Origin of the sequence: Bradyrhizobium sp. 170 (assembly GCF_023101085.1) — a bacterium.
GTDB lineage: Bacteria > Pseudomonadota > Alphaproteobacteria > Rhizobiales > Xanthobacteraceae > Bradyrhizobium.
In genome coordinates, this window is record NZ_CP064703.1 from 6,923,830 (window position 1) to 6,949,907 (window position 26,078).

The following is a 26,078-nucleotide window of genomic DNA, read 5'->3' on the forward strand; positions in this document are numbered from 1 at the left end:
TACCGGAAGTCAGGGAGACCGTGTCAGCTCGCATCAGGAATGTCTCCGGGATAGCAACGCCGATGGCTTTCGCAGTCTTGAGATTGACGGCGAGGTCGAGCTTCGTAGGCTGCTTGCCAGCGAGTGGGGCAAGCCGCCGCTTGGCGGAATCGTCTATCCGAAACCGATCGCCGGGCACGCGATTGACTGCTGGCAAGTATACGTCGGGATATCGTCATCTGGTTGATAACGACACCCCGAGGGTTGATGGTGCGCAGTGGCGCGTATTCCTCTCACACGATGAAGAAGTCTGAATCGCTGGGAGGCCGACTGCCAAAAGTGAATGTCTCCGCTTGGGTCAACGCACGACTTCTAAAGTGCGCGTTTTGTTTGGGACCCGATCCGCGCAGAGCATTAAGGCCAGCGGCCAGACCTGCCGCATCAGCAGGCCGGACACGTGACCGCACCTGACCAATGTTGCAGAAGCGTCAGAAAGTGCTGGTCGTTGCGGTACTGCGTATCGGGATTCTTGCCCGCACCCAGGCGGCGGGCGCCCGGGTGCGGAAGCGGATCAATGCTGCGGTCTGGTTAGGAAGGAATCCTGAGCCCAGGTGGCGCCATTCGACCCGGCCGCCACGACCTGACCGGGATCGACCCGGCCGGAGCTGCCGGCCATATACTGGTTCAGCAGCGCAAAGCTCTGGCTTGCCAGGGATGCGGTCGAGCCGTTCGCATGCGGCGTAGCAGAACCCTGACCTGCCGGCCCCCCTGTGCTCGTGCCGGTCGCAGGCGTCTGACCGCTGGTGACCGAGTCGCGAAGCTGGCCCCCCCATCCAAAGCCCTGGCCACCCTGCGGCGGGGTCGTCCCGTCTGCCAAAATCATCCGATCCGCAAATTGCAAGCGTTCGATATTCTGCAGCGTGTCCGTGCCCTCGGCACCGACTTTGTCGGTGACCGTGATTGACCCATCGGCATTATGATTGATCGTGTAGTTCTTTGCCTTACCCGAGAATAGGGCCGTGTCCGTGTCCGGGAGCGGCTCGCCGAACGGATTGCCGTTATCACCGATTAGTTGATCGTCGCCCTGCCCCCCCTTCATCCAGTCATCGCCCTCATTCCCCAGCAGCTCGTCGTTGCCGGCGCCTCCAAATATCTGGTCATTGCCGAGGCCCCCGAAGACCTCGTCGTCGCCATCGCCGGCCTTGATGCGGTCGCGACCCTCCAGGCCGACGAGCAGATCGGAGCCTGCGCCGCCCCATACCTTGTCGTTTCCGGCGGCGCCGTTGACGAAGTCGTCGCCGTCGCCGCCCGCCAAGCGGTCGTTGCCGTCGCCACCGATCACGGCATCGTTGCCGAGGGCGCCGTCGAGGACATCGTTGCCACCGTCGCCCCAGAGTGTATCGTCCCCGGCGCCGGACTGAATCCTGTCCGTCCGGTCGGTGCCGCCGATCACGACGTGATCGTCGCTAAGAAACCCTAGCCTGCCTCCTTGGTCGGTCATCACTAATGGGTTTCCGGCAGCGTCGACCGGATAGGTTGACGGGTCGCCGGCTTCGATCGTGTAGGTGGGCGCCGTGAAGACGTCGAAGGGAAGGTGAGTGGTACCAGTGTTGCGCATCACCAGCTCGGAGAATGAGGTGCCCTCGAGCTGATTCAGGAAATTCGTACCTTCCAGCCGCGACAGGTAGTAAAAGCGGTCACCATTCTGCAGATTTTCCATCTGGGTCTCGAACACGAAGTTGAAGGTCGAGCCCAGCAGCCCGCCCGACGCCAGCGGCTTCTCCGCCAGGCCCCCGATCCACAGATCAACGTCATTGAGACCAGTCTCGACACCGGCGAAGGCTCCAGTGCCGTTGAGAAAATCTGTGTCCGGGCCAACGGTCTCGTCTGCCTCCGTGGTCGGGTCATCCGCCGTCCCATAGACGAGCGCGACGGCAGCGGCACGTTTCTCCGCTACCGTGGCGGCAGCAGCGAGCAACGGATGAACGCCGTACGCTGCAATGAAGTTGACGAGAGACTCCGGGTGCTTGATGCCGCTGCCGAATTCCGCCCAGCTCGCATATGGCTTAAGATCGGGATCTCCGGTTTTTGCGTAGAACTGCTCGCGGACATTGTTGAGCGGTGCCACGCCGGTGTCACGGCCGCGCGCGAGGTTGATTGTCGCCAGGTCCAGAGGCAAACCGAGAAGATTGTTGCGCAGCGCATCGGTAACGAATTCGTCGACGCTGTTGGCGACCTCGCCCGTTGCTCCGCGCACGATCTCCGCTGCAGCATCGCCGTCGGCGCCACGCTCCGCATAGGCGAGCGGGTTGAGGAAGGCGCCAATCAGGCTGAGCTGCTGATCGCCCGCCACCTCGGCATTGGCGTCGACCACGTTGCCGTCGGCATCTAGACGGTCAACAGTCTCGCGCAGCAGCGAGTGCCCGAACCGATAGACCGTGTGCGCGAACTCGGCCGTGATCGCGGGATCGATGGCGACGTTGTGCGCCTCGAATTCATCGATGTTCGGCTGGATGCTGCGTGCAAAGTCCTCGAAGACAAGATGCTGGTATTGCATCTCGGTCGCAAATCTACCGGCTTGGAACAGGTACTCGCCATTCCAGTCACTGTCCTGGATGCCGTCGGACATATCCGCTCCCGGCTTCAGCCACTGGCTCCCGAATGCTGGATCATTGTCCGCTTCGGCCAGGATCACCTCCTTCAGGTGCCCGATCAGCCGGTTGTGTTCCGCGTGGAAAACGTGATGAACAGCGGTCAAGCCGATATTCTCATTCCCGCGCCCGTCGCCGGTGATGTAGTGGGCATCGAGCAACTCATTGTCGTAGTTGCCGCTCGTATCCGACCCGTCAAGGTTCGAGAGGCTGACCTCCGTGTCGCCGTCCGCGACCTTGTCGGTCGGAACGGCATCATGGGCAATGTCGTTCAGAAAGGCGTGTCCGGTGCGGATCGCCCCAGTGGTGCTGACGGGATTGGCGGGGTTGCCTTCTGTCAGGATGTCGTCGAGCGTGCCCGCAATGCCGTCAGCGCCGGGCATCACGAGTTGGGCGTATCCATGAGCTCCGGCCAGGAAGCGCCCATAAGGGTCGGTTGCCAGCAAGGGAATGTTGGTCGCATCGGCATCGGTCAGATCGATGCCGAGCAGCTCCCGCGATTGCGCCTTGACGTCAGCCCATGTTGCCAGGCCGCCATTGACGCCTTCGAGCAGACGCCCGGTTGCCACCGGATTGCCGTTGGCGTCAAGCGCGTACTCGCGCAGAAAAACCTGGTGTGACGGATGCGACGTGTACGTCTGGTTCTGATCGATCAACGGCGTCGTCTGGTTCGTGTGCTCGTGGATATCGTCCGAAGTCCCTACGATCCCGTCAGCCCCGGCCTGGTTGGTCGCACGCGTCAACACCATGAAATTGGTCGGGCTACCTTCAACGTAGAGAGGGTCGTCCGGCTGCAGTGGGATAAACACTGTCCCACTCTTGTCGCTCTTGTCCACTAGATCCAAGCCATGGTCGAAGAACTGGCCGAAGAACGTGAACCACTGATTGAACGGCGCCGCGCCATCGGAATCCACGTTCGGAATAACCCCGTCGCCATCGCTGTCGACTGCGGCGGCCGCCGGGTTGCTGTTCGCATTCTGGTCGACAATCAGATTGCTGATGATCCGCGGTTGGGCGTCGATCACTGTATCTTTGGTCTGGGAGTAGGACGTCCCGAGGTCCGCTTCGCGGAACACGGGATCGGTCATCCGCGGGAACACCCGATCCGCGGCGCCGAAGTCCGACTGGCCTGGCACCACGCTGTTGTTCGTGCCGTCAACCGTCCGCAGCCCAAACGGAAGAGAAGGGTCCGCCAAAGGTGCACCGGTTTCGGCGGAGCGAATTTGCGCGAGAATGAAATCGAGGTCTGCTCGAATGAGTTGCATGTCCGTCTCCCTGATTTCCGAGCTGTGGAATTCCGGACGCCTCTGCGAAAGCATGCAGGCCGGGGATCGGGAGCCCACTCTGTGGCGCTTTAGCGATGAGAATGCGAAAGGATGAAAGCTTTATCGCGCGCAGGCAGCCACATATTTGGCAGCAACCGACGCCGGCGCGGTCCGCACATTTCACAGAAGTCGCAGCGGCATAGCCGCACTGGTCGTTGCGATATGGGTATTAGGGTGCCTTGCGAACGCTGGGAAGCGCCCAGCATGTGCTTCGAGGGTGATCCCCGCCGAGCCGTGTGGACCCGGACGCAAAAGGCCGCGTTGTTGGAAGTATCCCGCCACCCGCTTGAGGACGTGGAAAGCTCCCGCAAAAGACGCCGTCATCTTCTTTGCAAACTGCTGCATGGATAGGCCGCCCAGTCAGTATGGATTCTTGACCTGAAAGGATTTCAGCACTTCTTACGGCAGGCAGCCGGGCTAGTACTCGGCTTGCTTGATCAATCACGTTCAACGTCGGCTATTCCGCCGATAGCGGCGCGAAAGCGGACATCGCGGGAGGTCCGAGTCGGGTCAATCGCTTCACTTTGACAGCGCGCCGCGAACTTCTGCTCTTCTCCAATCAGCGGACATCGCCGACCGGGTGCGTCAGGTCCGAAAAGTGCCAATTTCGGAAGTGAACGCACTCACTCGATCGCCTCGTCAGCGCGAGGCTAGCAGCGAAGGCGGATTGGTGAACCCGACTTCCCGGACACGCGCGTCACTTACCTCGATGCGACCGAGCATCCCGGGACCGTCCAAGAGTACAAGATCATGTCCACCCTGGAATCGTTATCACCGGTGAACTGGCTTATTCTGGGAGCGTCAGCGACACTGTCCGACCAAACTGGACATGACGCGTGAATTCAGTCCAGCCGCCAAGGAGAGTCCCATGAAATCGCTTTTATTGCTCACGGCGAGCGGTCCGCTGCTCATTCTCACGTCGCACGATTCCTTACACGATCCGAAACTGCTCGAGGGGCTCAAGCACAAAGGAATCGGCAAGTTTGTAGCATTGTTCCAGTGTCGCTCGCTAGGGAGCGCTACGACAGGCATTTTCAAGGGGTCGAGAGCAGCGTCCACGTACCAATTCCCGATGTGCCGGTTTGGATTTCTATGCTCGTCGGCATCCAATCGACCGCGCTCGAGGTGTCGCACCGCTGTACAGAGCCTTCCAGCACGTACCGGATGTTCAACTCACGACCGATCTGCTTGAGATCAACCGCCCTCGTCATCCTGCAATAAGCTGTTCGATTGAACATACGTCGCTGATCTGTGGAGAGGTCGTAGAGGCGGCGCAATCTTGGTCGTCAAACCACCGGCCTGAACTCTTCCTCACGCGAAACACGCGCTCCGTTCGCACGAGTGCACCAACTTAACTCGTCAACCTTAAAATATAGGCCAAAAATGACGTGATATGGGGACTTGGCGGGGTCCTATCCCGCGTGTCGTCGTTCTATTTCGCCAAGCGAACGTGGCGCAGATTATCAAGCGACGGATGCAGGCTGCCGGACATCGGCAATGTCATTGTCATTCGCGTCAACCTCGCGACTCCGATACATCCGCCGCACCTGAACTTCCCTCATCGTTGGCATGTCGGCAAATCATTTGCCGAGCGTCGCCTTGATGCCGAGCCATACAGCTACGACAAAACCAGTTACGATCACCGTGATGACAGCCTTGAATGCATAGCTCTCTGCCTGCTCGATTCCTCTGCGCCAGCGCCGCAGGTGCTGAAAATCCGAGCGGAGCTCTTTGCGATCATCTTCGTCGATTCCAAATGAAGTCAGTGTTGTCGCGACGGCTTTGAGAACCATTGCATCGATATCGTCTCGACCAATCCTCTGTTGTTCGGCCAGAGTCTCGGCGACGATAGCCCTGACATCCGCAGCCTGCACTCTGGTCATCGCTTGATAATCCGAACCACGTTCTCAAAACCTTGCTTGGCGAAATGGAACGACACCACAAGGTGCGCGGTAATCGCTCCGAAGCCCGCGAGCGGATCGATTGTGCCGAGGCCAAGAACCTTGCCCAGGATCGACAATTTCTTCACATAGAGAACGGTAATCAGCCCGACAAGCGCGAGCCCTATCAGAGACCCGGTCATGCCAACCCTCCTGATATCGTTGCGGAGCGCAGTTCGTCCGCAGTAGCTCGACGAGCGAAGAGGAAGCGGTGAAGCGATCCAGGCTCTAGATTGCTTCGCCCGCACGAGACGGCGAGACGGCAAGATAAAAGCGACGATGTCGCGCCAGCCACCGTAGGTGTTTGTCGGAACATTGATTTTGATGACACAGCAGCGCGCCGTATGAAGCGGCATGGTGCCGCTCGAACTGAGAAAGCATTCAAAAATCAATGTTCCGAACGCCATCAATCGCACCGGAGCGTCTTGTGCGCGTACTCAGCAGGATGTCGAGCCGCGATTGCATGGGAGCCACCGCCAACTGACAGTCGCAATAAAGGCTCGCGCTGCACGCGACGGGCTTCGCCGGTTTGCGGTGACTGCACCCCGATGGCCGGTTCTTAACAAATTGCAGAAAATTCGACGAAATGGTTTCGACAAATTGAAACCGCCCTGGTGATTGTCTTGTGAAATGAAAAGCCCGCCGCCGTTTCCGGCGCGGGCTCTACGATATCGGCGATGATGCCAATGTGCCCCTGATTTGCCCGACGCGTCAAGTGGCCAAAGCAAACCAGATTCAGCACAGCGACATCGAACATAAAATTGTTGGGCCGTTGATGGCGCAACTTGCGGCCCAACCGAGCGCAAGGAGGCTGTCGAATGTTTTTCGTTGCTGCCGTGCTCACGATTCTGTCGGGCTTGTTCTATGCGGCGAGCCGTCACGAGATCGGCTCGCTGGGTGTCGCGATGTGCCAATATGGCGGCCCGTTTTGCGACAACCCACTGCTCGTGCTGGTGGCTGCAGGATTGGCTGCGTGCTGGGGTGCATTCGTCAGCGTGCGCTGACGCGCTCGTTCGAAGCCCGCGAATTTTCCGTGATGATGCCGCTATGCCGGTGATTTGCCCGACGTGTCAAACGCGGCGTTCTACGGAGGCGTCGGGTTAACCGGATGAACGGGCTTTGGCACCGGTGGATTAGGCTCCACCTGCAATTTCTGTTCAGTCGGCATGACCTGGGCGCCGGCTGCCCGGGCCGCTTCGCCGGTGGAGTTGTAACTCGCCATGAAGGCCGGCTGTACCTTCGGCTTGTTCCATGGTCCATGGTCCACGATCAGCATGCCGAGTACGCCGAGAACCGCGACCGCAATCGCAACCTTCAGCGGCGCACCACCACGTCGATTCAAACGATCTTCCGCCAAATGCTTCGCCATTTGAAAATCCGCAGTGATTTCCTCTGACGAGATTAAATCCCGGCGAGGACGAAGGTTCCTTATCGATCCAGCAGCGATAACTTCCGGGAACAGATGACTCCAGGAACAAATGTCCTGCCTGCGTATTGTTCGGATATCAGCCGTTGCCCGGCAAATGCCGAGCGATCGAGTGAGTAACAGAACGTGACAATCGAACCTTCGGAGCCATCGCAGCCCGGCATGGCGGAACGCGCCATCGACACGGCGACCGATGTATCGCGCACGCTCACGGAAGTGTCTGCGGCGCTGCAGGCTGCGGTTGGCCGTCTCAGCGACGCGATCACGGCGGCACGGCAACCGGGAATGCCGCTATCGACCATCAGCGCGATTACCCGCGAAGCACCGTTGGCCAGCCTGTTCGTAGCCTTTTTGTTGGGTGTCGCGATCGCACGCCGGCGCTAGCGCGCCTCCTCAGAACTTGCCTTTCGTCGAATCTTTTGCGGCCGATATGACGCCGCCGGTGATCTGACGCATATGTTCACCAGCGTTGGTGAACTGGCTCCGCAGGAATTCCGACTGGATCCGCATCGCTTCCTGAAGGTCGGTCGCATGGACCAGCTTGCGGGCATGCTCGAACGCAGCCTTCATATTCTGTTCGGTGAACGATAGCGCCTGCCTGGAAATTTCCGTACCCGCACCGGGCATCGACGTCATGGATTTGCCGGCGGCATCGAAGAACATGCCGAACGCCTTTTCCGCCTGATCGATGGTTTTCTCGGCCAGATCGCGCAGTTCGGCCGGGACTTCGAGTTTCGGTTCAGTCATGGTCGCTTCTCCAATGTCGACTTTGGCAGGTTAGCACAATTCCCGGCTGCGTCTGCGGCGTATTGGACCGGGTCCCGCCGGCGCGTGGACCTCATCGGCCATCGGCAGCCGACCGGCCCCAATCCCGACGAATGGCCTAAGGAATGATTTCCTTGCCCCGCGGTCCGTAGCCGTACGGGTGCGGCACCCGATTCCAATGGTGGCAACAGTGTGGCATAGTGATTCGGGGTTAGGGCCCAAGTGTAGGTGGCGTTGCGTCTCTGATTTAAGTCTCTTGGGGACATGGGGATAAAATGCTGCAAACGCTTCGGCCGACGCCAACCTGCACACGGTTTCAAACCAGCATAGAAATGCCTTGCATGAAATGCGGCGCGCAGATGCGGCTGGCGATGATCGAGCCGCGCGACCAGAATTACGACGTCTTGATCTACCGCTGCACGCCTTGCGACTCCGGCGAGAGCTTCCTGAAGTCGCGCTGATCACGACCCGTTCAGCACGGCTGTTCCGGCCGGCGTCAGCACGAGGCCTTCGTCGCGCACTTCAACCAGGCCAAGGCCCGTCAATGTCCTCAGATCTTCCTCGCTGACCGGCGACATTTTCAGCCGGCGAGCCTGAATATCCCGCAACGTCCAGCGAAGGTCGATTGCCTTCTCGAGGCTGAATTGAGCGAAAGGATTTTCTGCCATCGCCTGCGACTACTTGACCATGGGAGATCAGACTCGTGTTTGGCGGCGCCGTCGTCGGCGCCCCTGATAATGCGGAGAAGCCCGCCGGGTTCCCTGGCGAGCGACCAACTCCGGAAATGGCAGGGCTGGTTTCAGGCGAAAAGACCCGGCCCGGCCGCCCTTCTCAATAGCGATAGGGTTCGATATCCAGCAGTGGAAAGGCGCTGAACACGCTCGGCAGATTCGTCGCGGTCGCCGCATGCAGGTAAGACTTGTCGAGTTCGGCAAGGCTGGTGACGCCGAGCAGCCCGAGGCAGCGGATAACCTCATCTTCCAGCAGTTCCAGCATCCGCATGATGCCGGCTTCGCCCGCGGCTGCGAGTGCCCAGCATTGCAGGCGCCCGATGCCAACCAGATCAGCCCCTGAGGCGATCGCCTTCACGATGTCGGTGCCGCGGCAGAACGAACCGTCGACCATGATCTTGGCACGGCCGGCAACGGCGTCGACGATTTCCGGCAAGACATGCATGGACCCTCGTCCATGATCGAGCTGGCGGCCGCCATGGTTCGACACATAGATCCAATCCACGCCATGATCGAGCGCAATAGCTGCATCTTCCGCAGTCGCAATGCCCTTGATCACCAGCGGAATTTTATACTTGTCCTTGATCAGCTTCACCGTGCGCCAATCCAGCCCCTTCTGGAAGTCGCCGCCGGTAGCGCGGATGCGGCTTTCGCGGACATACCGCTTGGCGATATCGCGCTCGCGCCGGCTGTAATGCGCCGTGTCGACGGTCAGGCAGAATGCGGCATAACCGTTATCGATGCTGCGGCTGACAACGTCTTCGACAAAGGCGTCGTCGCCGCGGACATAGAGCTGGTAAACGCGCAACGCGTCGGGCGCGGCCTTGGCGGTCGCCTCAAGCCCCGGCTCCGACACCGAGCTCAACATGTGAGCCGCGCCGAACTGACCGGCTCCCCGCGCGACTGCCGCGCCTGAATCGGGATCGAAAATCTCGAGCGCGCCGACCGGCGCAATCATGACAGGCAATCGCAAGCGGCGACCGAAGACCTCGGTCGAGGCGTCGACCTCAGCGACATTGCGCAGCACCCGGGGGCGGAATGCAATCTCGTCGAGCGCCATGCGGTTGCGGCGCATGGTGGTCTCCGTCTCCGAGGCGCCGACGATATAGTCCCATGCGTTCTGGTTGAGCCGGGAGCGGGCTTTTCGGATGAATTCATGGAGATTCTGGAATTCTTCACCGCTGGCGCCGAGTTCGACATTCCGCGCCGACCGTAGGGGGGTCCCCTCATTCATGCTGCTTCTCTCCCGTTTGGCGGCACATTAGCCGCAGATAAATGGGAAAAGCTACCGCTTTGAAACGGGTTAGGCGTCGTGCAAATGCAGGGATGTTATTCGTTTGCGAGAGACATCGGGATGGAGTGGGAGTTTCCCGCCCCAATCCAGGGCGGGAGTTTGTGAGACCGGCGCTGCATGACCGAGGAGCACGCCCGAGATATCTTTGTCAGAGACATTCCCTGCCCTTCATAGCGCGGCGTGAACGGCGCGATGAAGAACGGCGAGAACGATGCACATTCTATCGATAACAAAAATCATGATCCGCAACGAAATCCGCGTTGCAAACGCGTCGAGGTGAGATCGTCGTTGCGGCAATTTCGGCGCGATTTGGGAAACACCTCAGCAGAAGATGAACGGGAATGATCAAGCTGGACAAATCGTCTGGTCTGCTTCGATTGCGCTGCGCACAAGACCGCGCGTCAGTAGGCGAGCGAATCGAAGAACCTCGTTCGAGCGTTCGTGGGATCAACTGACTGCCCGAAAGCGCGCCGGGTTATACTCATTCGACCATTATGATTGCGTGCGAACGAACGGCCCCGCTCCATCCTTACGCCATCTCGCCTGAGCCGACGGTCCTTTCATCAAAAGCAACGAACGGATGATCTCTCCGAACGACGTTTGGGTTACGTGGCCGAATTGGGTCGTAGAACGTCCCTCAGGGCGAGCTGAAGAGCGGACCGCTCGTTCACCCGGGCTCAATCCATCGTCCGACTGCGGGGATTTTGGGCCCGATGCGGAGAATGGCCGCTCCATTCTCCGCATAATTCGCGGGAAATAGCCTTGCGGTTGCGGAGAATAGCTGGTATATTCTCTGCAAAGTATGCGGAGAATAATGAATTATATCCACCAACTACCTGATTGGCCTCACTTTTCCTGGGATTCGAACACCCTGGCAAAGCAGCTTGCCGCGGTTCGGCTGCGGCAGGGGCAGCTTCTTGGCCGGATGCAGGGACTAGGCTTCTCCCAGCAGGAAGAAGCGGTCCTGACCACCCTGACCGAAGAGGTCCTCAAGTCCAGCGACATCGAGGGAGAAAAGCTCGACAAGAACGCGGTGCGCTCATCGCTCGCGCGTCGCCTTGGCACGGACGCGGGCGCTTTGCCGTCGGCAGATCGCAATGTCGAAGGCATTGTCGAGATGATGCTCGACGCCACTCAGAAATTCAAAGCCGAGCTTACGGCAGAGAGACTCTTCGGCTGGCATGCATCGCTCTTCCCGACGGGCCGCAGCAACATGAAGAAGATCACTGTGGGAGTCTGGCGCGACGCGTCGGCAGGACCGATGCAGATAGTCTCCGGCGATTACGGACGCGAACGCGTGCATTACGAGGCTCCGACGGCGGAAAGGCTTGACGTCGAAATGACCGCGTTTCTCAATTGGTACAACACGGAAGAAAACATCGATCCGATCATCAAGGCCGCGATCGCGCATCTTTGGTTCGTGACCATCCACCCTTTCGAGGATGGCAATGGACGGATTGCGCGCGCCATCGCCGACATGTCGCTTGCCCGTTCCGAAGGAACCCCGCAACGCTTCTACAGCATGTCCGCCCAAATACGTGCGGAACGGAAAACTTACTACGACATGCTGGAGAGCACCCAGAAGGGCAACCTCAACGTCACGTCGTGGCTTGAGTGGTTCTTGGACTGTCTCGACCGCGCCTTCAGCGGAGCTAATACTATTCTCGCAGCTGTGCTCGAAAAGACGGAATTCTGGAAGCGGCATGCCGCCGCCACGTTCAATGACCGGCAGCGCGATATGCTCAACCGTCTGCTGGACGGCTTCGAGGGAAAACTTACCTCGAGCAAATGGGCAACAATCGAGAAGTGCTCGCCCGATACGGCCTTGCGCGACATTCGGGATCTCGTTGACCAGGGTATCCTTGCCAAGGACGAAGGCGGCGGCAGGAGCACGAGCTATTCCCTCGTCACCGCATGAATGTCGCTCCATGACACACGTTGCTTCTCTTTGCGCTTTTCTTTGATGTCACGGCGCAGCGTCCACGCGTCGCCTTCCAATCAAAGATATCAACTCACAGACTTGAATGGGTCTTGCCAACAAGCTTTCCTGCCGAACAAGCCGCGCTACGTGCCCCCTCCTGGCCAACAAGCGCAGGTCAGGCTGCCTGCGATCGAGATGTTTCCCATTCATATGGCGATATTCCAATCTCGCTCTACGTTCGTTGCTAACTACGACGAAACCGAGATGATTCATGTTCCGGGAGGAGACCCGCACCGTCATCCTGCGAAATCGCAATAGCCGCGAGTACCGTCCGGTTGCTGATTTCAAGCTTCTGAAAGATGTGATGAAGATGCACCTTGATGGTGCCGTCGGTAATGTTCAGGCGTCGGCCAATTTCCTTGTTCGACAGCCCTTCGGACACCAACCGCATGATCTGGCGCTCCCGGTCTGTCAGCACAGCCAGTGCGTTCTCCATGATCGTAGTTTGCTCCCGAAGTGCGGCCTGATCGACTGTGGGCAGCGGCAACAGCCGCCGGCCTTCCGCAACCTGGCGCAAGGACTGCACGAGAACTTCGAGCGCAACATCCTTTGAGATGAAGCTGTAACCGTCGGCCGCGGCTGACATGACCAGCTCACGTTCCACTTCAGATGAGGTGAAAAAGACGAACCGCGTGGAAGAATTCTCGGAATTTACGATGGAGAGGATCTCCGGCCCGGTCACGCCAGACATCGAGCCATCGAGAATAGCTATGTCCGGCGCTAGATTCCGAATTGCTTCAACGCAGCCCGGACCATCATTGCAAGATGCAACAATGTTGAAATCAGAGTGGGCTCCAAGCACGTTGCTCAGGCCCTGCAAAACTACGGGATGCCGATCCGCAATCACGACAGTGATACGACGCATTGGGCAATCCTCAGCCTGCCCCCCAATGTTAAACCCCGCTCCCCCAGCCTTTGTTCATCTCCCCCTGCTCGATGCCGCAATATGTCAGTATATATCATATATCGACCATGACGGCATGGCTAATGCCGCACCGCAAAAGTGAAGGCAGCGAGGAGCTTCCCTTTGCCGGCGCTTCTCCAAGATACTTTGCACATTCCTGGAAGACGAAGCACCCGTAGAACTGCGGGACTGGTTTAGCGCGAGTGCGCCTCTCCATCCTTTAAAACGCTCGCGGATCAAGTTTTGGTAAAGTGCGATCGAAATTTTGCAACGCTCGATGGACATCGTACTATTAACTCGCTCAGAGAATGTCGCGAACGCCCGAGAAAGGCGTTTGCCTATTACGAACGACATGCCTCGGCAGATAACGGAAGGCTTATAACCGAAGATATATAGGGATAGCGGCAATTCGAATCTAACATTCACAAACGCTTATTAATTTTGGATCCTCGAAATCTATCAACCCGATGTTGTGAAAGGAGAACAACTCTACCCGACTAAGCTGCCAAATTCCAAAAACAAGACGACAGAGAAGAAGATTCAATCGATCGGAAAACCGCTAGTTTCAAGGACCGGAATTACCGCGTCTTCGGAATTTTGATGTTGTCAATTGCGTAATGGCTGGGAGAGTGAAATGGCGAGGCGGCAATCTTTTGCAACGTTCATCGTCGGGAAAAGCGTTCTAATCAGAGAGGGAATTGCTAGAATTCTAAGCGCGGCAAATTTTCGCACCATGGCCTCGGTGTCATGCGTTGATGATTTGTCGTCGAGCAAACTTCAATCGCACCCATTGCTGATTCTCATTGTCCATTCGGGCGATGATTTCGAAGCCGCGGTTGAACAAATCGAGCTCTTGCGAGAGCGGAATCCAAAAGCGCGCATTGCGGTGGTGGCCGATCACTACCGGCTAGACGAGATGGTTTCGGCATTTCGGGCAGGCGCCAGCGGCTATTTCATCGACGTCATGACCTGCGATGTATTCGTCAAATCCATCGAACTGGTGATGATGGGCGAAACAATCTTCCCGCCGGCATTCATGTTATCCATTCTCCGCTCTGAAAGCGACCACTTCGCCAAGACGGAGCCGCGCAACGATAATGATCGTGTGATCACCTTCACGGCGGAGCGCAGCATCAATACGCAACAATTGTCCCCCCGGGAAAAATCAATCATGCAATGCCTCATCGCGGGCGATTCCAACAAGTGCATAGCGCGCAAAATCGATATCGCAGAGGCGACCGTGAAGGTGCATGTTAAGGCGATCCTTCGCAAGATCCGGGTCCAGAACCGAACCCAAGCGGCAATTTGGGGGATGAACAACGGTTCGCTGGTGCGACCGATAAATGCCGGCTGCAACACAAGCGAGCCATTTCCGGATTCGCTCCCGATTGTTTCCGACATCAAGCAGATCGAGGGATTAGTACGACCAGAGTTGATCGATCAACCCGCAAATCGCGTGAAGGCTCCCATTAGCCGCCTGATACGCAACGGGACAGCGCGGCTCGGCAAATAGGCCGAGCCACTGTCAGGACTCTCGGGTCCCCTGTTTCTTGAGCGGAATCACACCGAAACAGTCGATTGGGACTGAGCCAATCGCATGCGGCCTTGTGGGGGAAAGGATCGACGCCAGCGGCGCTCCAGCCTTCTCTGGTTCATTGCGATTTGGATTGATTTCCCGTTATGCGTTCAACCGTTCCACTACTTCAATTCCGCATGACCAGGGTTGCGGGCGCCGCGAGATGGTCGGGCACTGGACGCCGCTACCTGAACACAAGCATAAGCTGTCTCAAAACCGTTTGTGCTGGTAGGATTGATCATGACCGCGCAAGTACCGAACGGAAAGCTCCGACATGATTTTATTGACCGGAGGCGCTGGCTACATTGGGTCCCATGTATCTGTCGCGTTGCTTGACGCTGGGCTCGATGTCGTCGCAGTCGACAACCTCTCCAACAGCAGCGAAGCGTCTCTCGAACGTGTACAAACCATCTGCGGACGATCGCTCGTCTTTCGACATGCTGACATCTGCAATGAAGAGGCGATCTACGAGATACTGCGCGCTTACGAAGTGACCGCTGTTATTCACCTCGCGGGGTTCAAGGCGGTAGGCGATTCCAACGTTCGTCCCATGATCTATTACGAGAACAACGTCTTGGGAACGATGCGGCTTGTGTCAGCCATGACGAGAGCAAGCGTGAAGACACTCGTCTTTAGTTCGTCCGCGACCGTTTACGGAACTCCGGTGTACCTGCCGCTGGACGAGAAGCATCCCGTCGGACCGACAAATCCGTACGGCCGCACAAAGCTTTTCATCGAAGAAATACTAAAGGATCTTTGTAGATCCGACGACGGTTGGCGGATTGGTGTTCTGCGCTACTTCAATCCGGTTGGGGCGCATGAAAGCGGGCTCATCGGAGAAGACCCTCTGGGCGTTCCGAACAACCTGTTGCCGTTTGTGGCGCAAGTGGCGATCGGAAAGCGTGAGAAGCTACACATTTGGGGAAACGACTATGATACTTCGGATGGCACAGGAATCCGCGACTTCATTCATGTCGTAGATCTTGCATCCGGGCATCTAAGTGCTTTGAGCCACCTGAAACAGCCCGGCGTACTGACCGTCAATCTCGGCACAGGAAACGGCAGCAGCGTCTTGGAAGTGGTTCGGGCATTCGAGGTCGTGAGCGGCAGACCAATTCCCTATGTCATAGACGAACGCAGGGTCGGCGATGTTGCAATCTGTTATGCCGATCCGACGCTCGCGAGTAGACTATTGGGTTGGACATCAAGCCGATCATTGACGCAGATGTGTGCCGACCATTGGCGTTGGCAGATCAAAAATCCGAATGGCTATCGCGGCACCTAGGTCTTGACGGTTCGAGAACAGTCGCAGCCCGTTCATTGCATTGGCGCGGCCTCGCGGCTGCGCAGGGCAACTGTTAAAATACGGTCGTGGATGAACTAACAACGAGCGTCTGCCCCAATGTAGCAGGCGCTCTGCTCAATAAGGCTGTCTCGGACACTTTCCGTGTTCGCTCAAATTGATGCTACCGACGCAGCGCCTCAATCCGCGCTTTCGCCTCCTTGATTCCTGCAGCGTCGGCTTTCGCGTAGAGGTCTTGCGCTCTGACCGCATCGCCGCGCGTTCCAAGAGTTCCCCATTTGGCCAGGATCAAGGGATCATAGGTTTCTGCGAGCGAGAAGCTTGCCTGGACGCTACCCATCTCGATGGCGCGCTCCAGCACAATCCGCGCCGCGCCTATGTCTCCCTGCCCGAGCAGCGCGCTCGCACGCGCAAGCAACGCCGCCGCCACCCCGGCTTTCTTGGAATTGGGCTGGGCATCGCTCCGAACGCCCGCCGCTGGTGACCAGTCGGCGACAGACTTCGCGTTCTCCGCAGGCTTGTCCCGCGCGATCGAGCCAACCGTTACGGCATTGGGTGCAACCTGTTTCGCAAGCGCGAGATCCCGCTCGAGCCGTTCGGCCCGAGCCCGCTCCTGCTGCAATGAGCTGCGCAACGAGGCTGAGTCGCGTTCCGCCGACTGCCTGGTCCGCGCGACCTCCTCGCTCGCCTTGGCCGCCAAGGCAGCCTGGGTATCGAGATCGCGACGTGCGGTTGCGAGATCCTGTTCCAGCCGCGCCGTCTGATCGCGCCCGTCCTGTGCGGGTTTGCGAAGCGACGGCGCACCATTGGCGGCCGCCTGTTTGAGCCCGGCCGCCTCGTCTTCGAGTTTGCGGGCATGAGCCTCATATGCATAGAGCGTGCTGCGCGTCATCGAGAGGCCTTGCGCAAGAGCGTCGGCCCTCTCTCGCTCCTTCTGCATCGACTGCTTCAGCTCGGCAGCATCTGCTTCCGCGGCCCGCTTCGCCCGCAGAACTTCCTCGGCTATCTTTGCCGCCAGTGCTGTCTGAGTCTCGACGTCGCGCCGCGCCGCTGCAAGATCCGGCTCCAGCCGCGCGGACCGCTCGCGCTCCTGCTGCAACGATTTCTGCAGCTCGGCTTCGATGCTCTCGCTTGCCTGTTTCAGTCGGGACGCTTCCTCGCTTGCTTTCGCCGCCAGTGCCGTCTGGGTATCGACCTCGCGCCGCGCCGCCGCAAGATCCTGCTCCAGCCGCGCGGACCGCTCGCGCTCCTGCTGCGAAGATTTCTGCAGCTCGGCTTCGATGCTCTCGCTTGCCTGTTTCAGTCGGGACGCTTCCTCGCTTGCTTTCGCCGCCAGCGCCACTTGGGTCTCTACCTCGCGCCGCGCCGCCGCAAGATCCTGCTCCAGCCGCGCGGACCGCTCGCGCTCCTGTTGCAGAGACTTCTGCAGCCCCGCTTCGCTGCTCTCGCTCGCTTGTTTCAGCCGGGACGCTTCCTCGCTTGCTTTCGCCGCCAGTGCCGTTTGGGTCTCTACCTCGCGCCGCGCCGCCGCAAGATCCTGCTCCAGCCGCGCGAACCGCTCGCGCTCTTGTTGCAGAGACTTCTGCAGCTCTGCTTCGCTGCTCTCGCTCGCCTGTTTCAGCCGGGACGCTTCCTCGCTTGCTTTCGCCAGTGCCGTTTGGGTCTCGACATCACGCCGCGCTGCCGCGAGATCCTGTTCCAGCCGCGCGGACCGCTCACGCTCCTGTTGCAGAGGCTTCTGCAGCTCCACTCCGCTGCTCTCGCTTGCCTGTTTCAGCCGGGACGCTTCCTCGCTTGCTTTGGCCGCCAGTGCCGTTTGGGTCTCTACCTCACGCCGCGCCGCCGCAAGATCCTGCTCCAGCCGCGCCGACTGCTCGCGCCCCTGTTGCAGAGACTTCTGCAGCTCTGCTTCGCTGCTCTCGCTTGCCTGTTTCAGCCGGGACGCTTCCTCGCTTGCTTTCGCCAGTGCCGTTTGGGTCTCGACATCACGCCGCGCTGCCGCGAGATCCTGTTCCAGCCGCGCGGACCGTTCGCGCTCCTGTTGCAAAGAGGTTTGCACCTCCACCGTGCCACTCTCCCCCACCTGTTTCAGCCGGGACGCTTCCTCGCTTGCCTTCGCCGCCAGCGCGGTCTGCGTTTCGACCTCGCGCCGCGCCGCCGCAAGAGCCTGCTCCAGCCCCTCGGCTCGATCGTGCTCCTGCACGAGACGTTGCAGCAATTCGATGTCGCGTCTTGCAATCGTGAGCTCAAGTAGCTGTGTCTCCGCCCAGTGGTGTTCCCGTTCCGGAGGGTGTCCTGCATCGCCGGTTGTTGCTTGCGCAACCTGCACCGATTTGTCATTGCTGCCCCGGCCCGGCGACAAGGGCTCGAAGTCGCCATAACCCGCTATTCCAGCGGAATCGAGATTGCGGGCAGCCATCGCGTGTTGCGCATCCGCCAGGTGCTGTGCGTGATCCGGGGAGGACTGGATTTCCGACGCCCATGTCATAGCGAGCATGGTCGCAGCTATCCATGCGGTCGCGGATCGACCCTTCATGGGCCGATGCTTCATTGTCTTCTGCGCAACGGACGCCTCGTCTGCTTCGCTGCGTGAGGCACCCGCGAAATCGCAGGCGGTCTTTATTTTCTCGTTGAGAATGATGGTGCGCCCCATAGGCAATCCTCGTCGCATGGTGGGTGACAAGGCCTGTTGCGACGCGTCATTATGCGCGCTGCCGATGCGAATCCTATCACTCGCATGGAGGACCCCTCCTACCCCTTTTGGGGGTTAGGCTGCCGAGCGTTATACCGCGGGTCTCCTTGAGCAACGCGACGTTCGGCGCCTGGCTGAATGATCAAGAACAGCGGGGCCAGTGCCGCGAGACCCTCTTAATCGCGGATTGGGGGACCGGCCGATGCTTGTTCAACCAAGTGTGTCTCAAATGCCGCGAACACATCCGGACGTGATTTGACGTCAAACGTAGTGCCGTCGCCCGACTTGTGGTGCCGATTTGGCTCGGCCGCCCTCTACCAAGTTAATCGGGCTCGTTCGGCGCCGCCCAATACTCTCGTAAATGAAGCCGAGAGCAGCCATATCGTCGGGTCGATAGATATTGCGCAGATCGACGATCACAGGTTGCGCCATTTCGCGTTTCACGCGCTTCAAATCAAGCGCGCGGAACTGCGCCCATTCCGTGATAATCACGAGCGCATCGGCGCCGCGGACGCAAGCGTAGGGATCTTTGCAATACTCGATGTCAGGCAATTCCTTGCTCGCCTGCTCCATCCCGACCGGATCGTGCGCGCGCACTTTGGCGCCCATATCGAGCAAACCGGTGACGAGCGGGATCGACGGCGCCTCGCGCATGTCGTCGGTATCGGGCTTGAAGGTGAGGCCGAGCACCGCAACCGTCTTGCCGCGCAGGCCGCCGACAACGTTCAACACCTTGCGCGCCATCGCGCGCTTTCTGATGTCATTGACGCCGAGCACGGCTTCGACGATGCGCAGCTGCACGTCATGGTCCTGCGCGATCTGGACCAGCGCGCGGGTATCCTTCGGGAAGCACGAGCCGCCGAAGCCCGGGCCGGCATGCAGGAACTTTGAGCCGATGCGGTTGTCGAGTCCGATGCCGCGCGCGACTTCCTGGACGTCGGCGCCGACTTTTTCGGAAAGATCGGCGATCTCGTTGATGAAGGTGATCTTGGTGGCGAGAAATGCGTTCGCCGCGTATTTGATCAGCTCCGCGGTACGCCGCTCGGTGAACATCAGCGGCGCCTGGTTGAGCGACAGCGGCCGGTAAACGTCGCCGAGCACCTTGCGCCCGCGCTCGTCCGAAGTGCCGACCACGATACGGTCGGGGAATTTGAAGTCGCGGATCGCGGCGCCCTCGCGCAGGAATTCCGGATTGGAGGCGACCACGACGTCAGCCGACGGATTGGCTTCGCGGATCAGCCGCTCGACCTCGTCGCCGGTGCCGACCGGCACAGTCGATTTTGTCACCACCACCGTGAAGCCCGACAGCGCGGAGGCGATCTCGCGCGCTGCGGCATACACGTAAGTGAGATCGGCGTGACCATCGCCGCGACGCGACGGTGTACCGACCGCGATAAACACGGCGTCGGCGTCGGCGACCGGCGCGGTCAGGTCCGTAGTGAAGTCGAGCCGCTTGGCCTTGACGTTGGTGGCGACCAGCGCGTCGAGCCCGGGTTCGAAAATCGGGATTTCGCCACGGCGCAGAGCATCGATCTTGCCGGCATCATTGTCCACACAGGTGACCCGGTGGCCGAAATCGGCAAAGCAGGCACCTGACACCAAGCCCACATATCCCGTTCCGATCATCGCGATGCGCATGTTGGTACCCGCCCTTGAAATGTGATTTGCTCGCTTCGCCACCAAGTCGCGACGGGCGCCTGCATGGCTTGCGCATTCAGCTAGTGTAACGTCTCAAATTCGGCCGGCCGCTTGATATCGAACGCTTCCTTGTCCATCTCAGTCTGCAGGTCGTTCGAAGGATACCAAGCCATCCTTCAGGCAATCTACAACCAAGCAGCACGCTCGTCTCGACGCGCGATGCTCTGCCGGTGCGCAAACCCTGAGCTGGCCGCCTCTCTCCATTGATCGATTAATTGCCCCTGCCAATAGTATGAAAGTAAAGAAGTTTTTCCGTTTACGGCACTACCCAATCCGAATTAATCAAACTTGGCGGGTGGCAGATGATGGCAACGAGGTGCGACGGGCGTTCGGAGCCCGGTTGGCTTACTTGGAAAAGTCCGCTGCCCAGATCCTGCGCCGGGATCACCGAATCTGCACGAGAAGCCGCAGGACCGCATTGATAGGAGCGTACGGGCGTTACCGTTGACGCGGCGCCACGGTGACAGGAAGCATCTGCGTTTTGTCGCGCGCCAACCCTGCATAGTGTGTGGGCGACAGCCCTGCGATCACACCACCCGCGATTTGCGCAAGCTCGCGAGCTTGCACAAAAAGTCAGCGACGAATTTATGGTCTAGCTATGCCGGGCCCACCATCGCGAACTGCACCGTGCAGACAAGGAAATGAACTGGTGGACAAAGACCCGGCACCAACCCCGGCTTTGGCACCAGTCTCTGTGGCTGCTCAGCCATCCGGCTTCGTCGCCAGTTCGTTTAACATGACAGCTGCGATGCCCTCAATGGCAGAGAAGCGAGGCTCGCGCCGGACCTCCTCCTGTTTTCCGGCGCGAGGGGGCAGGACATGGTGACTTCCCGTCGCCAACATTGCCGCGTCCCATCGCCGGACCTGCTAGGAGGCTGGGAGCTCCAACATAAGCTAATAAACGTTTTGGGCCGTGTCCTGATAAATCGGCTGGGCTGATCGATGTTCGCTTGCATCCAAAAAGCGGCGTGAAAGCGGACGTTCCCGGACTTCGTATGTGAGCCATGGGCCGACACATCGGTATGATTGATCGGGCATAAAGATCTCCAAGGACTGGAGAGCGGTGCACGCCGATCAAATTCCGAGGCAATGTTCCGCAATAGTCGCAAAGCCGTTCTCTTTGGAACTTCGTTCGCGTCGCCGCTCCACCCGAAAGTCGAGATTGAATGACGGCGCCGAACGTGATCGAGAGTGAGCAAGCCAGGACGGTCCGTGAGTCAACGCGCCGCCGAACCATTCTGAGGTAATCCCTACTCGCAGTTGCACAGCAAATGGAATAGCGCAATTTTAATTTCCCTACGTGCCGCTCTTGTTACCCATGCGATTGCAGTTGCTTCGTGACGACGGTTGACACCAACCGGGGCGCGGTTCAGGGAGGGAAATTTGCTCCAGCAGAACCGGACGCCGGCTCGCGTGATCAGCTCCGAGGGTGCCTTGTCCGCCCGCGATACCACAGAGCCTGAAGCCCAATTCACACTCGGCCAAGTCATCGGTAGAATCGCCAGTTTGTTCCCGCATCAGCCTGCGATCGTCTCTGCCACATTTGCGCCTCTGACGTACCGCGATCTTCAGCGCCAGTTGGACGGCATCCGCCAACAGTTGCGTTTGGCTGGGTTCGATTGCAACGCCCGGATCGGGGTACTCATGCCGAACGGCGCGGACGCGGTTCTCACCATCGTGGCAACAGCCTGCTGCAGCATCGCGGTTCCACTTGATCCTCGGCTGTCCCACGTCGAGATCGATCAGCGTCTCGACATGCTGCGCCTGAACGCTCTTCTCGTGCCGCAAGGCAATGCCTCTGAAGCTCGCCAGGCTGCTGAGCGGAGAAGGCTCGCCATCATCGAAGCCGCTCCGGTCGGACACGGTCAGCTTGGACTCAATATCTCAGTGCAGGTCTCCAACTCCCCGGCGATCGACGCTGAACCTGATCCAGGCTCGCCCGCCTTCATCCTGCAGACGTCGGGCACGACCGCGCAGCCAAAGCTCATTCCGTTCAGTCATAGCAATATGCTGGCCGCGGCCGCACGGCTTCAGGCCTGGTTCGGCCTCACACACTGGGACCGTTGCCTGAGCGTGTCGTCCCCTTACTATTCCCATGGACTCAAAGTAACGGTCTTCACACCACTGCTGACGGGCGGCAGCATTGCCGTTCCGGCGAACAGTGTCGTCGTGGCGCTGGATGAGTGGCTCGATATCCTGCGGCCGACGTGGTACTCGGCAGGTCCTACGCTTCACACTGCCGTGCTGGACAAGGCAGAATACCTTGAGGATGCGCCGACGGCGCACACTCTGCGGTTCGTCGTATCGGGTGGCGCGCCGCTGCTGAAGGAGGTGCAGGACGACCTGCAGCGCATTTTGGGCGTGCCGGTGCTGGAGCATTACGGCTCCAGCGAAGCCGCCCAGATCGCCGCCAACCTGCCGCCGCCCGGGCCGAACAGGCCAGGGACTTGCGGGCAACCTTGGCCTGATACCGTGGTCATTGTTGGTGAGGATGGACATCCCTTGCCAGCTGGCGAGCGAGGCGAGGTCTGGGTTCGTGGTCCCACCGTGATGTCTGGCTATCTCGATGCGCCGGAACTCAATCAAGCTGCCTTCAGAGAGGACTGGTTTCGCACGGGCGATATCGGCAGCCTCGACGGAGATGGCTTCCTGTCCCTGCACGGCCGCCTCAGTGAAATAATCAACCGCGGCGGCGAGAAGATCGCCCCGGCTGAGATCGAATCCGCGCTACTACGCCATCCAGCCATAGCCGAAGCTGCTGCTTTCGCAATCGCCCATCCACGACTTGGCGATGACGTCGCAGCCGCCGTCATTCCACATCCTGGCGTGCAGACGACGCCTGCGGAGCTACGACAGTTCCTGCAACGCGAGTTGGCCTCGTTCAAGATTCCGCGGCACATTCTGTTCCTCGACCAGCTGCCAAAGGGGGCGACGGGAAAGGTCCAACGGCGACGGCTGCGCGAGTCGCTCGACGGGCTGCTAGGTCAGGGGGCGATGCCCCTGCCTGCTGTGAACAGCGGGCCATTGGATCTGGAGGCTGAATTGCTGAGCCTATGGCGAAGGCTGCTCAAGTCCGAGGCTGTGACGGTCGACGATGATTTTTTTGCTAGCGGTGGTGATTCCCTTCTGGCGATGGAAATGCTCATCGAGGTCGAGCGGCTCGTCGGCCACCCCGTATTGGAAACGATCCTGTTCGGGGCAGAAACAATCCGGCAACTTGCTCCCAGAATCGCCTTGCAGACGGGCACGCCAGCAACGCCGTTCTTCCAGTTCCGTGCCTGTGGCGATCGACCTCCCCTGTACTTCTTCAACGGGGACCTCGTCAGCGGCCATTCGTGTATGCGGCGGATGGTGGAGCTTTTCGGGCCCGATTACCCGATCATCTCCATCAATCCCCATGGTCTTCGTGGGGAGCCGATTCCGCCGTCGATCGAGGAGATGGCCGCCGACCGCCTGCCGCTTATCCTGGAGAGGCAGACCAGCGGTCCGTTCCTTCTGGGCGGCAAATGCAACGGCGCCATGGTGGCGTTCGAAACAGCCCGCCTGCTGATGGCAGCCGGCCACAAGGTTGATATGGTTGCGATGGTCGACCCGCCGACTGTCTGTGCCCGTCCGGTGCCGCGGGCGATCATAGGGCTGATGAAGCCCATAGTTTCGCCTTACCTTTCGCGCTGGACGTTTGAAGTGTTGGCCGGGCTGGAGCGGTTCTTCAAGGCGAAGGCGAGCAAGCAGACTGCGATCGCCAAGCTATATAACGCTTTATCCAATCCCAATAATGAGATTCCGCCCGCGTTATGGGACGCTTATTCCATCGCAATGTCGCAATATCTTCCCGCACCGCTCGAGCTGCCCGTGACCTTTTACGCAGCCGACCACGACGGTCGGGCGTGGTGGCATCTCAGTTCTCAACTCGAAGTGGTCCAGGTGCCTGGGGGACATTGTGGCTCCCTGACGATCGGCGCGGAACTGCTGGTTGATCATCTGCGGCAAAGGATTGACGGCCTGGCTGACGGCGCGCCTCGATCAATGAAACCGCACACGTCGCCTGACTATGCACCAAGAGTTGTGGAAGGGCGCGCCTAGCCTGAGCGGGCAGCCAATTGTCGGCGCCGTGGCATCGAACAACGACCGGGGCCTGTAGATTTTGAAATGACAAGCGCTGGCACGTTCTGAAATTCGGTTGTGGCGGAGGGACCCTGATCACCGGCGGTCACAGGTCCATGATTGTGCAGGTTGGTTTGCGGAGAAGCGGCTCGCGGAGTCAGAAACCGCTGGGGTAATCAGAAAGGGTCCACACATGGGATCGAATTCCAGATATAGTTCCGTTATCCGCCTCCGCCGAAGCGATGGTCAGAGACGCCCAAAAGGGCGTGTCCGCCAGAAGGATACCTGTGTGTGACCAGCCATCCGGACCCATCGTCGGATCTTCCGCGATCATTGCAGCTGGGCCCTTCGGTCTTTCCGTCGCAGCGCGTCTGCGGTCCTCTGACGTTTGAAAAATAAGCTATGCCTGAGAGGATCATCGATGTCAGCCTGGAGAACCTGAAGAGCATTGCGTGGCTAGAAACCTCGTGGAAAGAACTCGAAGCGCGGGTGAGTCACTCGTTCTTTTTGTCTTGGCTCTGGATCGGCACGTGGCTACGGCATCTCCCGGATGACGCGCAACCACACGTCCTCGTCGCTCGGTCGTCAAGCAAGATCGTTGGCTTGGCGATTATTTGCAGGCGGAGAGCGTGGAGTCTCGGGCTGCATGCGCGGGCACGTTGGCTACTCAATGAAACAGGCGATACTCGCTTCGACCGATTGTTCATCGAGTACAATAATATTCTTGCAGAGCAATCCGATGCCGTTGTAGCGGCAGGTCTCGATGCGTTGACGTCCCGCTTGCGCCGCTCGGATCAGTTAGTGCTCTCCGGAATTGGTCCGGACCTTGAGTTGGCCGCGTGTCGCGCCGCAGGCCGGGTTGGGCTCGTTACCGAGGTGAAACAGGCTGATGCGGCACTGTGGGTTGATTTCGCCAAAGTCCGCCAGCAAGGGGGGAATTATCACGCCACATTGGGCCGCAGTACTCGCCAGGCCGTGAGCCGTGCCATGCGGTTGTATACCGAACGTGGTCCCGTTGAACTTCGGATCATGGAAACGACAACGGAGGCCCTCGCCGCGTTCGATTTGCTGAGCGACTTTCATCGGTCGCGATGGGGACGCAGGGGGGCCTTCGCCAATCCGGGCTTCCGTCCGTTTCACGAGGAGCTAATTGCGCGCGGAGTCCCCATGGGGGGCGTCCGCATCTCACGGACGCTGGCTGGGGACCAGACAATTGGGGTCGTGTACAATTTCGTACATGACGGTCGTGTCCTTAACTACCAAAGCGGCTTTCTCTATGAGAGCGATGGCCGACTCAAGCCCGGGCTTGTCAGCCATGTGCTGGCTATTGAGGACAGCATCGCACGCGGGGAACGCAGCTACGACTTCCTGGCCGGTGGCGGTGGGCACAAGTCCCGTCTGGCCAATAGGGAGCATCCCATGAAGTGGATCGCAATAGGCAGAGACAGTCCAGAGCGCCGCATCGAGGCCAAGCTCCGCAGTGGCAAGCGGATGCTACGAACGATTGCTACGGATCTTCTAGAAAAGAAGCTACGGCGCCGTATTCCGTATTTGGGGGCTAGTTCCTAGGCGATCGGCCCTTTGCCTCCGCTTACGCATTGGAAGGACGCGGCACTTTGCCACCGATTCACTCATCTCAAGCGGTACAATCTGGGTCACTGGATGGGAACCGGCAACAAATAGGTAATTACGATGGTCCATTGAGCCAT

General features: G+C 59.3%; 17 protein-coding genes. 7 read left to right on the top strand and 10 right to left on the bottom strand.

Going from position 1 to position 26,078, the window contains the following annotated elements; genetic code table 11:
* Window positions 1-550: 550 nt before the first annotated feature.
* The 3 genes from IVB05_RS32375 to IVB05_RS32385 all read right to left on the bottom strand — a co-directional run bounded on the left by IVB05_RS32375 (window position 551) and on the right by IVB05_RS32385 (window position 6,302).
* Window positions 551-3,895, bottom strand: coding sequence for a peroxidase family protein (locus tag IVB05_RS32375; RefSeq protein ID WP_247780061.1), 3,345 nt, complete (start codon window positions 3,893-3,895; stop codon window positions 551-553).
* 1,640 nt (window positions 3,896-5,535) lie between these two features.
* On the bottom strand, window positions 5,536-5,838 hold the full coding sequence (locus IVB05_RS32380) for a hypothetical protein (protein WP_247780062.1): 303 nt from the start codon (window positions 5,836-5,838) through the stop codon (window positions 5,536-5,538).
* The gene (locus IVB05_RS32385) at window positions 5,835-6,302 is read right to left on the bottom strand and encodes a hypothetical protein (protein WP_247780063.1); all 468 of its coding nucleotides are present in this window, start codon (window positions 6,300-6,302) and stop codon (window positions 5,835-5,837) included. Before IVB05_RS32385 ends, IVB05_RS32380 begins: the two co-directional genes overlap by 4 nt.
* 411 nt (window positions 6,303-6,713) lie before the next feature.
* Here IVB05_RS32385 and IVB05_RS32390 point away from each other — a divergent pair, with 411 nt between their 5' ends.
* Window positions 6,714-6,899, top strand: a complete 186-nt coding sequence (locus tag IVB05_RS32390; RefSeq protein WP_247780064.1) for a hypothetical protein — start codon at window positions 6,714-6,716, stop codon at window positions 6,897-6,899.
* 80 nt (window positions 6,900-6,979) lie between these two features.
* Here IVB05_RS32390 and IVB05_RS32395 read toward each other — a convergent pair whose 3' ends face one another.
* Complete coding sequence (locus tag IVB05_RS32395; RefSeq protein WP_247780065.1) at window positions 6,980-7,264, bottom strand: hypothetical protein; 285 nt, start codon at window positions 7,262-7,264, stop codon at window positions 6,980-6,982.
* Between the two features lie 183 nt (window positions 7,265-7,447).
* Here IVB05_RS32395 and IVB05_RS32400 point away from each other — a divergent pair, with 183 nt between their 5' ends.
* Complete coding sequence (locus IVB05_RS32400; RefSeq protein WP_247780066.1) at window positions 7,448-7,705, top strand: hypothetical protein; 258 nt, start codon at window positions 7,448-7,450, stop codon at window positions 7,703-7,705.
* Between the two features lie 9 nt (window positions 7,706-7,714).
* On the opposite strand, the gene IVB05_RS32405 is transcribed toward IVB05_RS32400, so the two are convergent.
* From IVB05_RS32405 to IVB05_RS32415, 3 genes are all read right to left on the bottom strand, one after another.
* A complete protein-coding gene (locus IVB05_RS32405) occupies window positions 7,715-8,068 on the bottom strand; it encodes a phasin (protein WP_161856013.1) in 354 nt (117 codons plus the stop codon).
* A gap of 479 nt (window positions 8,069-8,547) precedes the next feature.
* The gene (locus tag IVB05_RS32410; protein WP_247780067.1) at window positions 8,548-8,754 is read right to left on the bottom strand and encodes a hypothetical protein; all 207 of its coding nucleotides are present in this window, start codon (window positions 8,752-8,754) and stop codon (window positions 8,548-8,550) included.
* Window positions 8,755-8,917: 163 nt separating this feature from the next.
* Window positions 8,918-10,051: an alpha-hydroxy acid oxidase gene (locus tag IVB05_RS32415; RefSeq protein WP_247780068.1), complete on the bottom strand. Its 1,134-nt coding sequence runs from the start codon at window positions 10,049-10,051 to the stop codon at window positions 8,918-8,920.
* Between the two features lie 874 nt (window positions 10,052-10,925).
* On the opposite strand from IVB05_RS32415, the gene IVB05_RS32420 reads away from it, so the two are divergent.
* Window positions 10,926-12,029: a Fic family protein gene (locus tag IVB05_RS32420; protein WP_247780069.1), complete on the top strand. Its 1,104-nt coding sequence runs from the start codon at window positions 10,926-10,928 to the stop codon at window positions 12,027-12,029.
* Window positions 12,030-12,276: 247 nt separating this feature from the next.
* Here the strand turns inward: IVB05_RS32420 and IVB05_RS32425 are convergent, their stop codons facing one another.
* Window positions 12,277-12,957, bottom strand: a complete 681-nt coding sequence (locus IVB05_RS32425) for a response regulator transcription factor (RefSeq protein ID WP_247780070.1) — start codon at window positions 12,955-12,957, stop codon at window positions 12,277-12,279.
* Between the two features lie 673 nt (window positions 12,958-13,630).
* Between IVB05_RS32425 and IVB05_RS32430 the strand changes: the two genes are divergently transcribed.
* Together IVB05_RS32430 and galE are read left to right on the top strand one after the other, a co-directional pair.
* Window positions 13,631-14,509, top strand: a complete 879-nt coding sequence (locus IVB05_RS32430) for a response regulator transcription factor (protein WP_247780071.1) — start codon at window positions 13,631-13,633, stop codon at window positions 14,507-14,509.
* A gap of 337 nt (window positions 14,510-14,846) precedes the next feature.
* Window positions 14,847-15,857 carry a UDP-glucose 4-epimerase GalE gene (gene galE, locus IVB05_RS32435; protein WP_247780072.1) on the top strand — a complete coding sequence of 337 codons (1,011 nt, stop codon included), beginning with the start codon at window positions 14,847-14,849 and terminating at the stop codon, window positions 15,855-15,857.
* A gap of 181 nt (window positions 15,858-16,038) precedes the next feature.
* On the opposite strand, the gene IVB05_RS32440 is transcribed toward galE, so the two are convergent.
* Window positions 16,039-18,372, bottom strand: coding sequence for a hypothetical protein (locus tag IVB05_RS32440; RefSeq protein ID WP_247780073.1), 2,334 nt, complete (start codon window positions 18,370-18,372; stop codon window positions 16,039-16,041).
* Window positions 18,373-18,828: 456 nt separating this feature from the next.
* Complete coding sequence (locus IVB05_RS32445; RefSeq protein ID WP_247780074.1) at window positions 18,829-20,205, bottom strand: UDP-glucose/GDP-mannose dehydrogenase family protein; 1,377 nt, start codon at window positions 20,203-20,205, stop codon at window positions 18,829-18,831.
* Window positions 20,206-21,648: 1,443 nt separating this feature from the next.
* Here IVB05_RS32445 and IVB05_RS32455 point away from each other — a divergent pair.
* Window positions 21,649-24,348, top strand: a complete 2,700-nt coding sequence (locus tag IVB05_RS32455; RefSeq protein WP_247780075.1) for an AMP-binding protein — start codon at window positions 21,649-21,651, stop codon at window positions 24,346-24,348.
* Window positions 24,349-24,771: 423 nt separating this feature from the next.
* A complete protein-coding gene (locus IVB05_RS32460) occupies window positions 24,772-25,938 on the top strand; it encodes a GNAT family N-acetyltransferase (RefSeq protein ID WP_247780076.1) in 1,167 nt (388 codons plus the stop codon).
* The last annotated feature ends 140 nt before the right edge of the window (window positions 25,939-26,078 follow it).

Coding starts and splice junctions, on each gene's coding strand:
- IVB05_RS32375 (WP_247780061.1), bottom strand. CDS start 3,895: ATGCAACTCATTCGAGCAGACCTCGATTTCATTCTCGCGCAAATTCGC.
- IVB05_RS32380 (WP_247780062.1), bottom strand. CDS start 5,838: ATGACCAGAGTGCAGGCTGCGGATGTCAGGGCTATCGTCGCCGAGACT.
- IVB05_RS32385 (WP_247780063.1), bottom strand. CDS start 6,302: ATGGCGTTCGGAACATTGATTTTTGAATGCTTTCTCAGTTCGAGCGGC.
- IVB05_RS32390 (WP_247780064.1), top strand. CDS start 6,714: ATGTTTTTCGTTGCTGCCGTGCTCACGATTCTGTCGGGCTTGTTCTAT.
- IVB05_RS32395 (WP_247780065.1), bottom strand. CDS start 7,264: ATGGCGAAGCATTTGGCGGAAGATCGTTTGAATCGACGTGGTGGTGCG.
- IVB05_RS32405 (WP_161856013.1), bottom strand. CDS start 8,068: ATGACTGAACCGAAACTCGAAGTCCCGGCCGAACTGCGCGATCTGGCC.
- IVB05_RS32410 (WP_247780067.1), bottom strand. CDS start 8,754: ATGGCAGAAAATCCTTTCGCTCAATTCAGCCTCGAGAAGGCAATCGAC.
- IVB05_RS32415 (WP_247780068.1), bottom strand. CDS start 10,051: ATGAATGAGGGGACCCCCCTACGGTCGGCGCGGAATGTCGAACTCGGC.
- IVB05_RS32420 (WP_247780069.1), top strand. CDS start 10,926: ATGAATTATATCCACCAACTACCTGATTGGCCTCACTTTTCCTGGGAT.
- IVB05_RS32425 (WP_247780070.1), bottom strand. CDS start 12,957: ATGCGTCGTATCACTGTCGTGATTGCGGATCGGCATCCCGTAGTTTTG.
- IVB05_RS32430 (WP_247780071.1), top strand. CDS start 13,631: ATGGCGAGGCGGCAATCTTTTGCAACGTTCATCGTCGGGAAAAGCGTT.
- galE (WP_247780072.1), top strand. CDS start 14,847: ATGATTTTATTGACCGGAGGCGCTGGCTACATTGGGTCCCATGTATCT.
- IVB05_RS32440 (WP_247780073.1), bottom strand. CDS start 18,372: ATGCTCGCTATGACATGGGCGTCGGAAATCCAGTCCTCCCCGGATCAC.
- IVB05_RS32445 (WP_247780074.1), bottom strand. CDS start 20,205: ATGCGCATCGCGATGATCGGAACGGGATATGTGGGCTTGGTGTCAGGT.
- IVB05_RS32460 (WP_247780076.1), top strand. CDS start 24,772: ATGCCTGAGAGGATCATCGATGTCAGCCTGGAGAACCTGAAGAGCATT.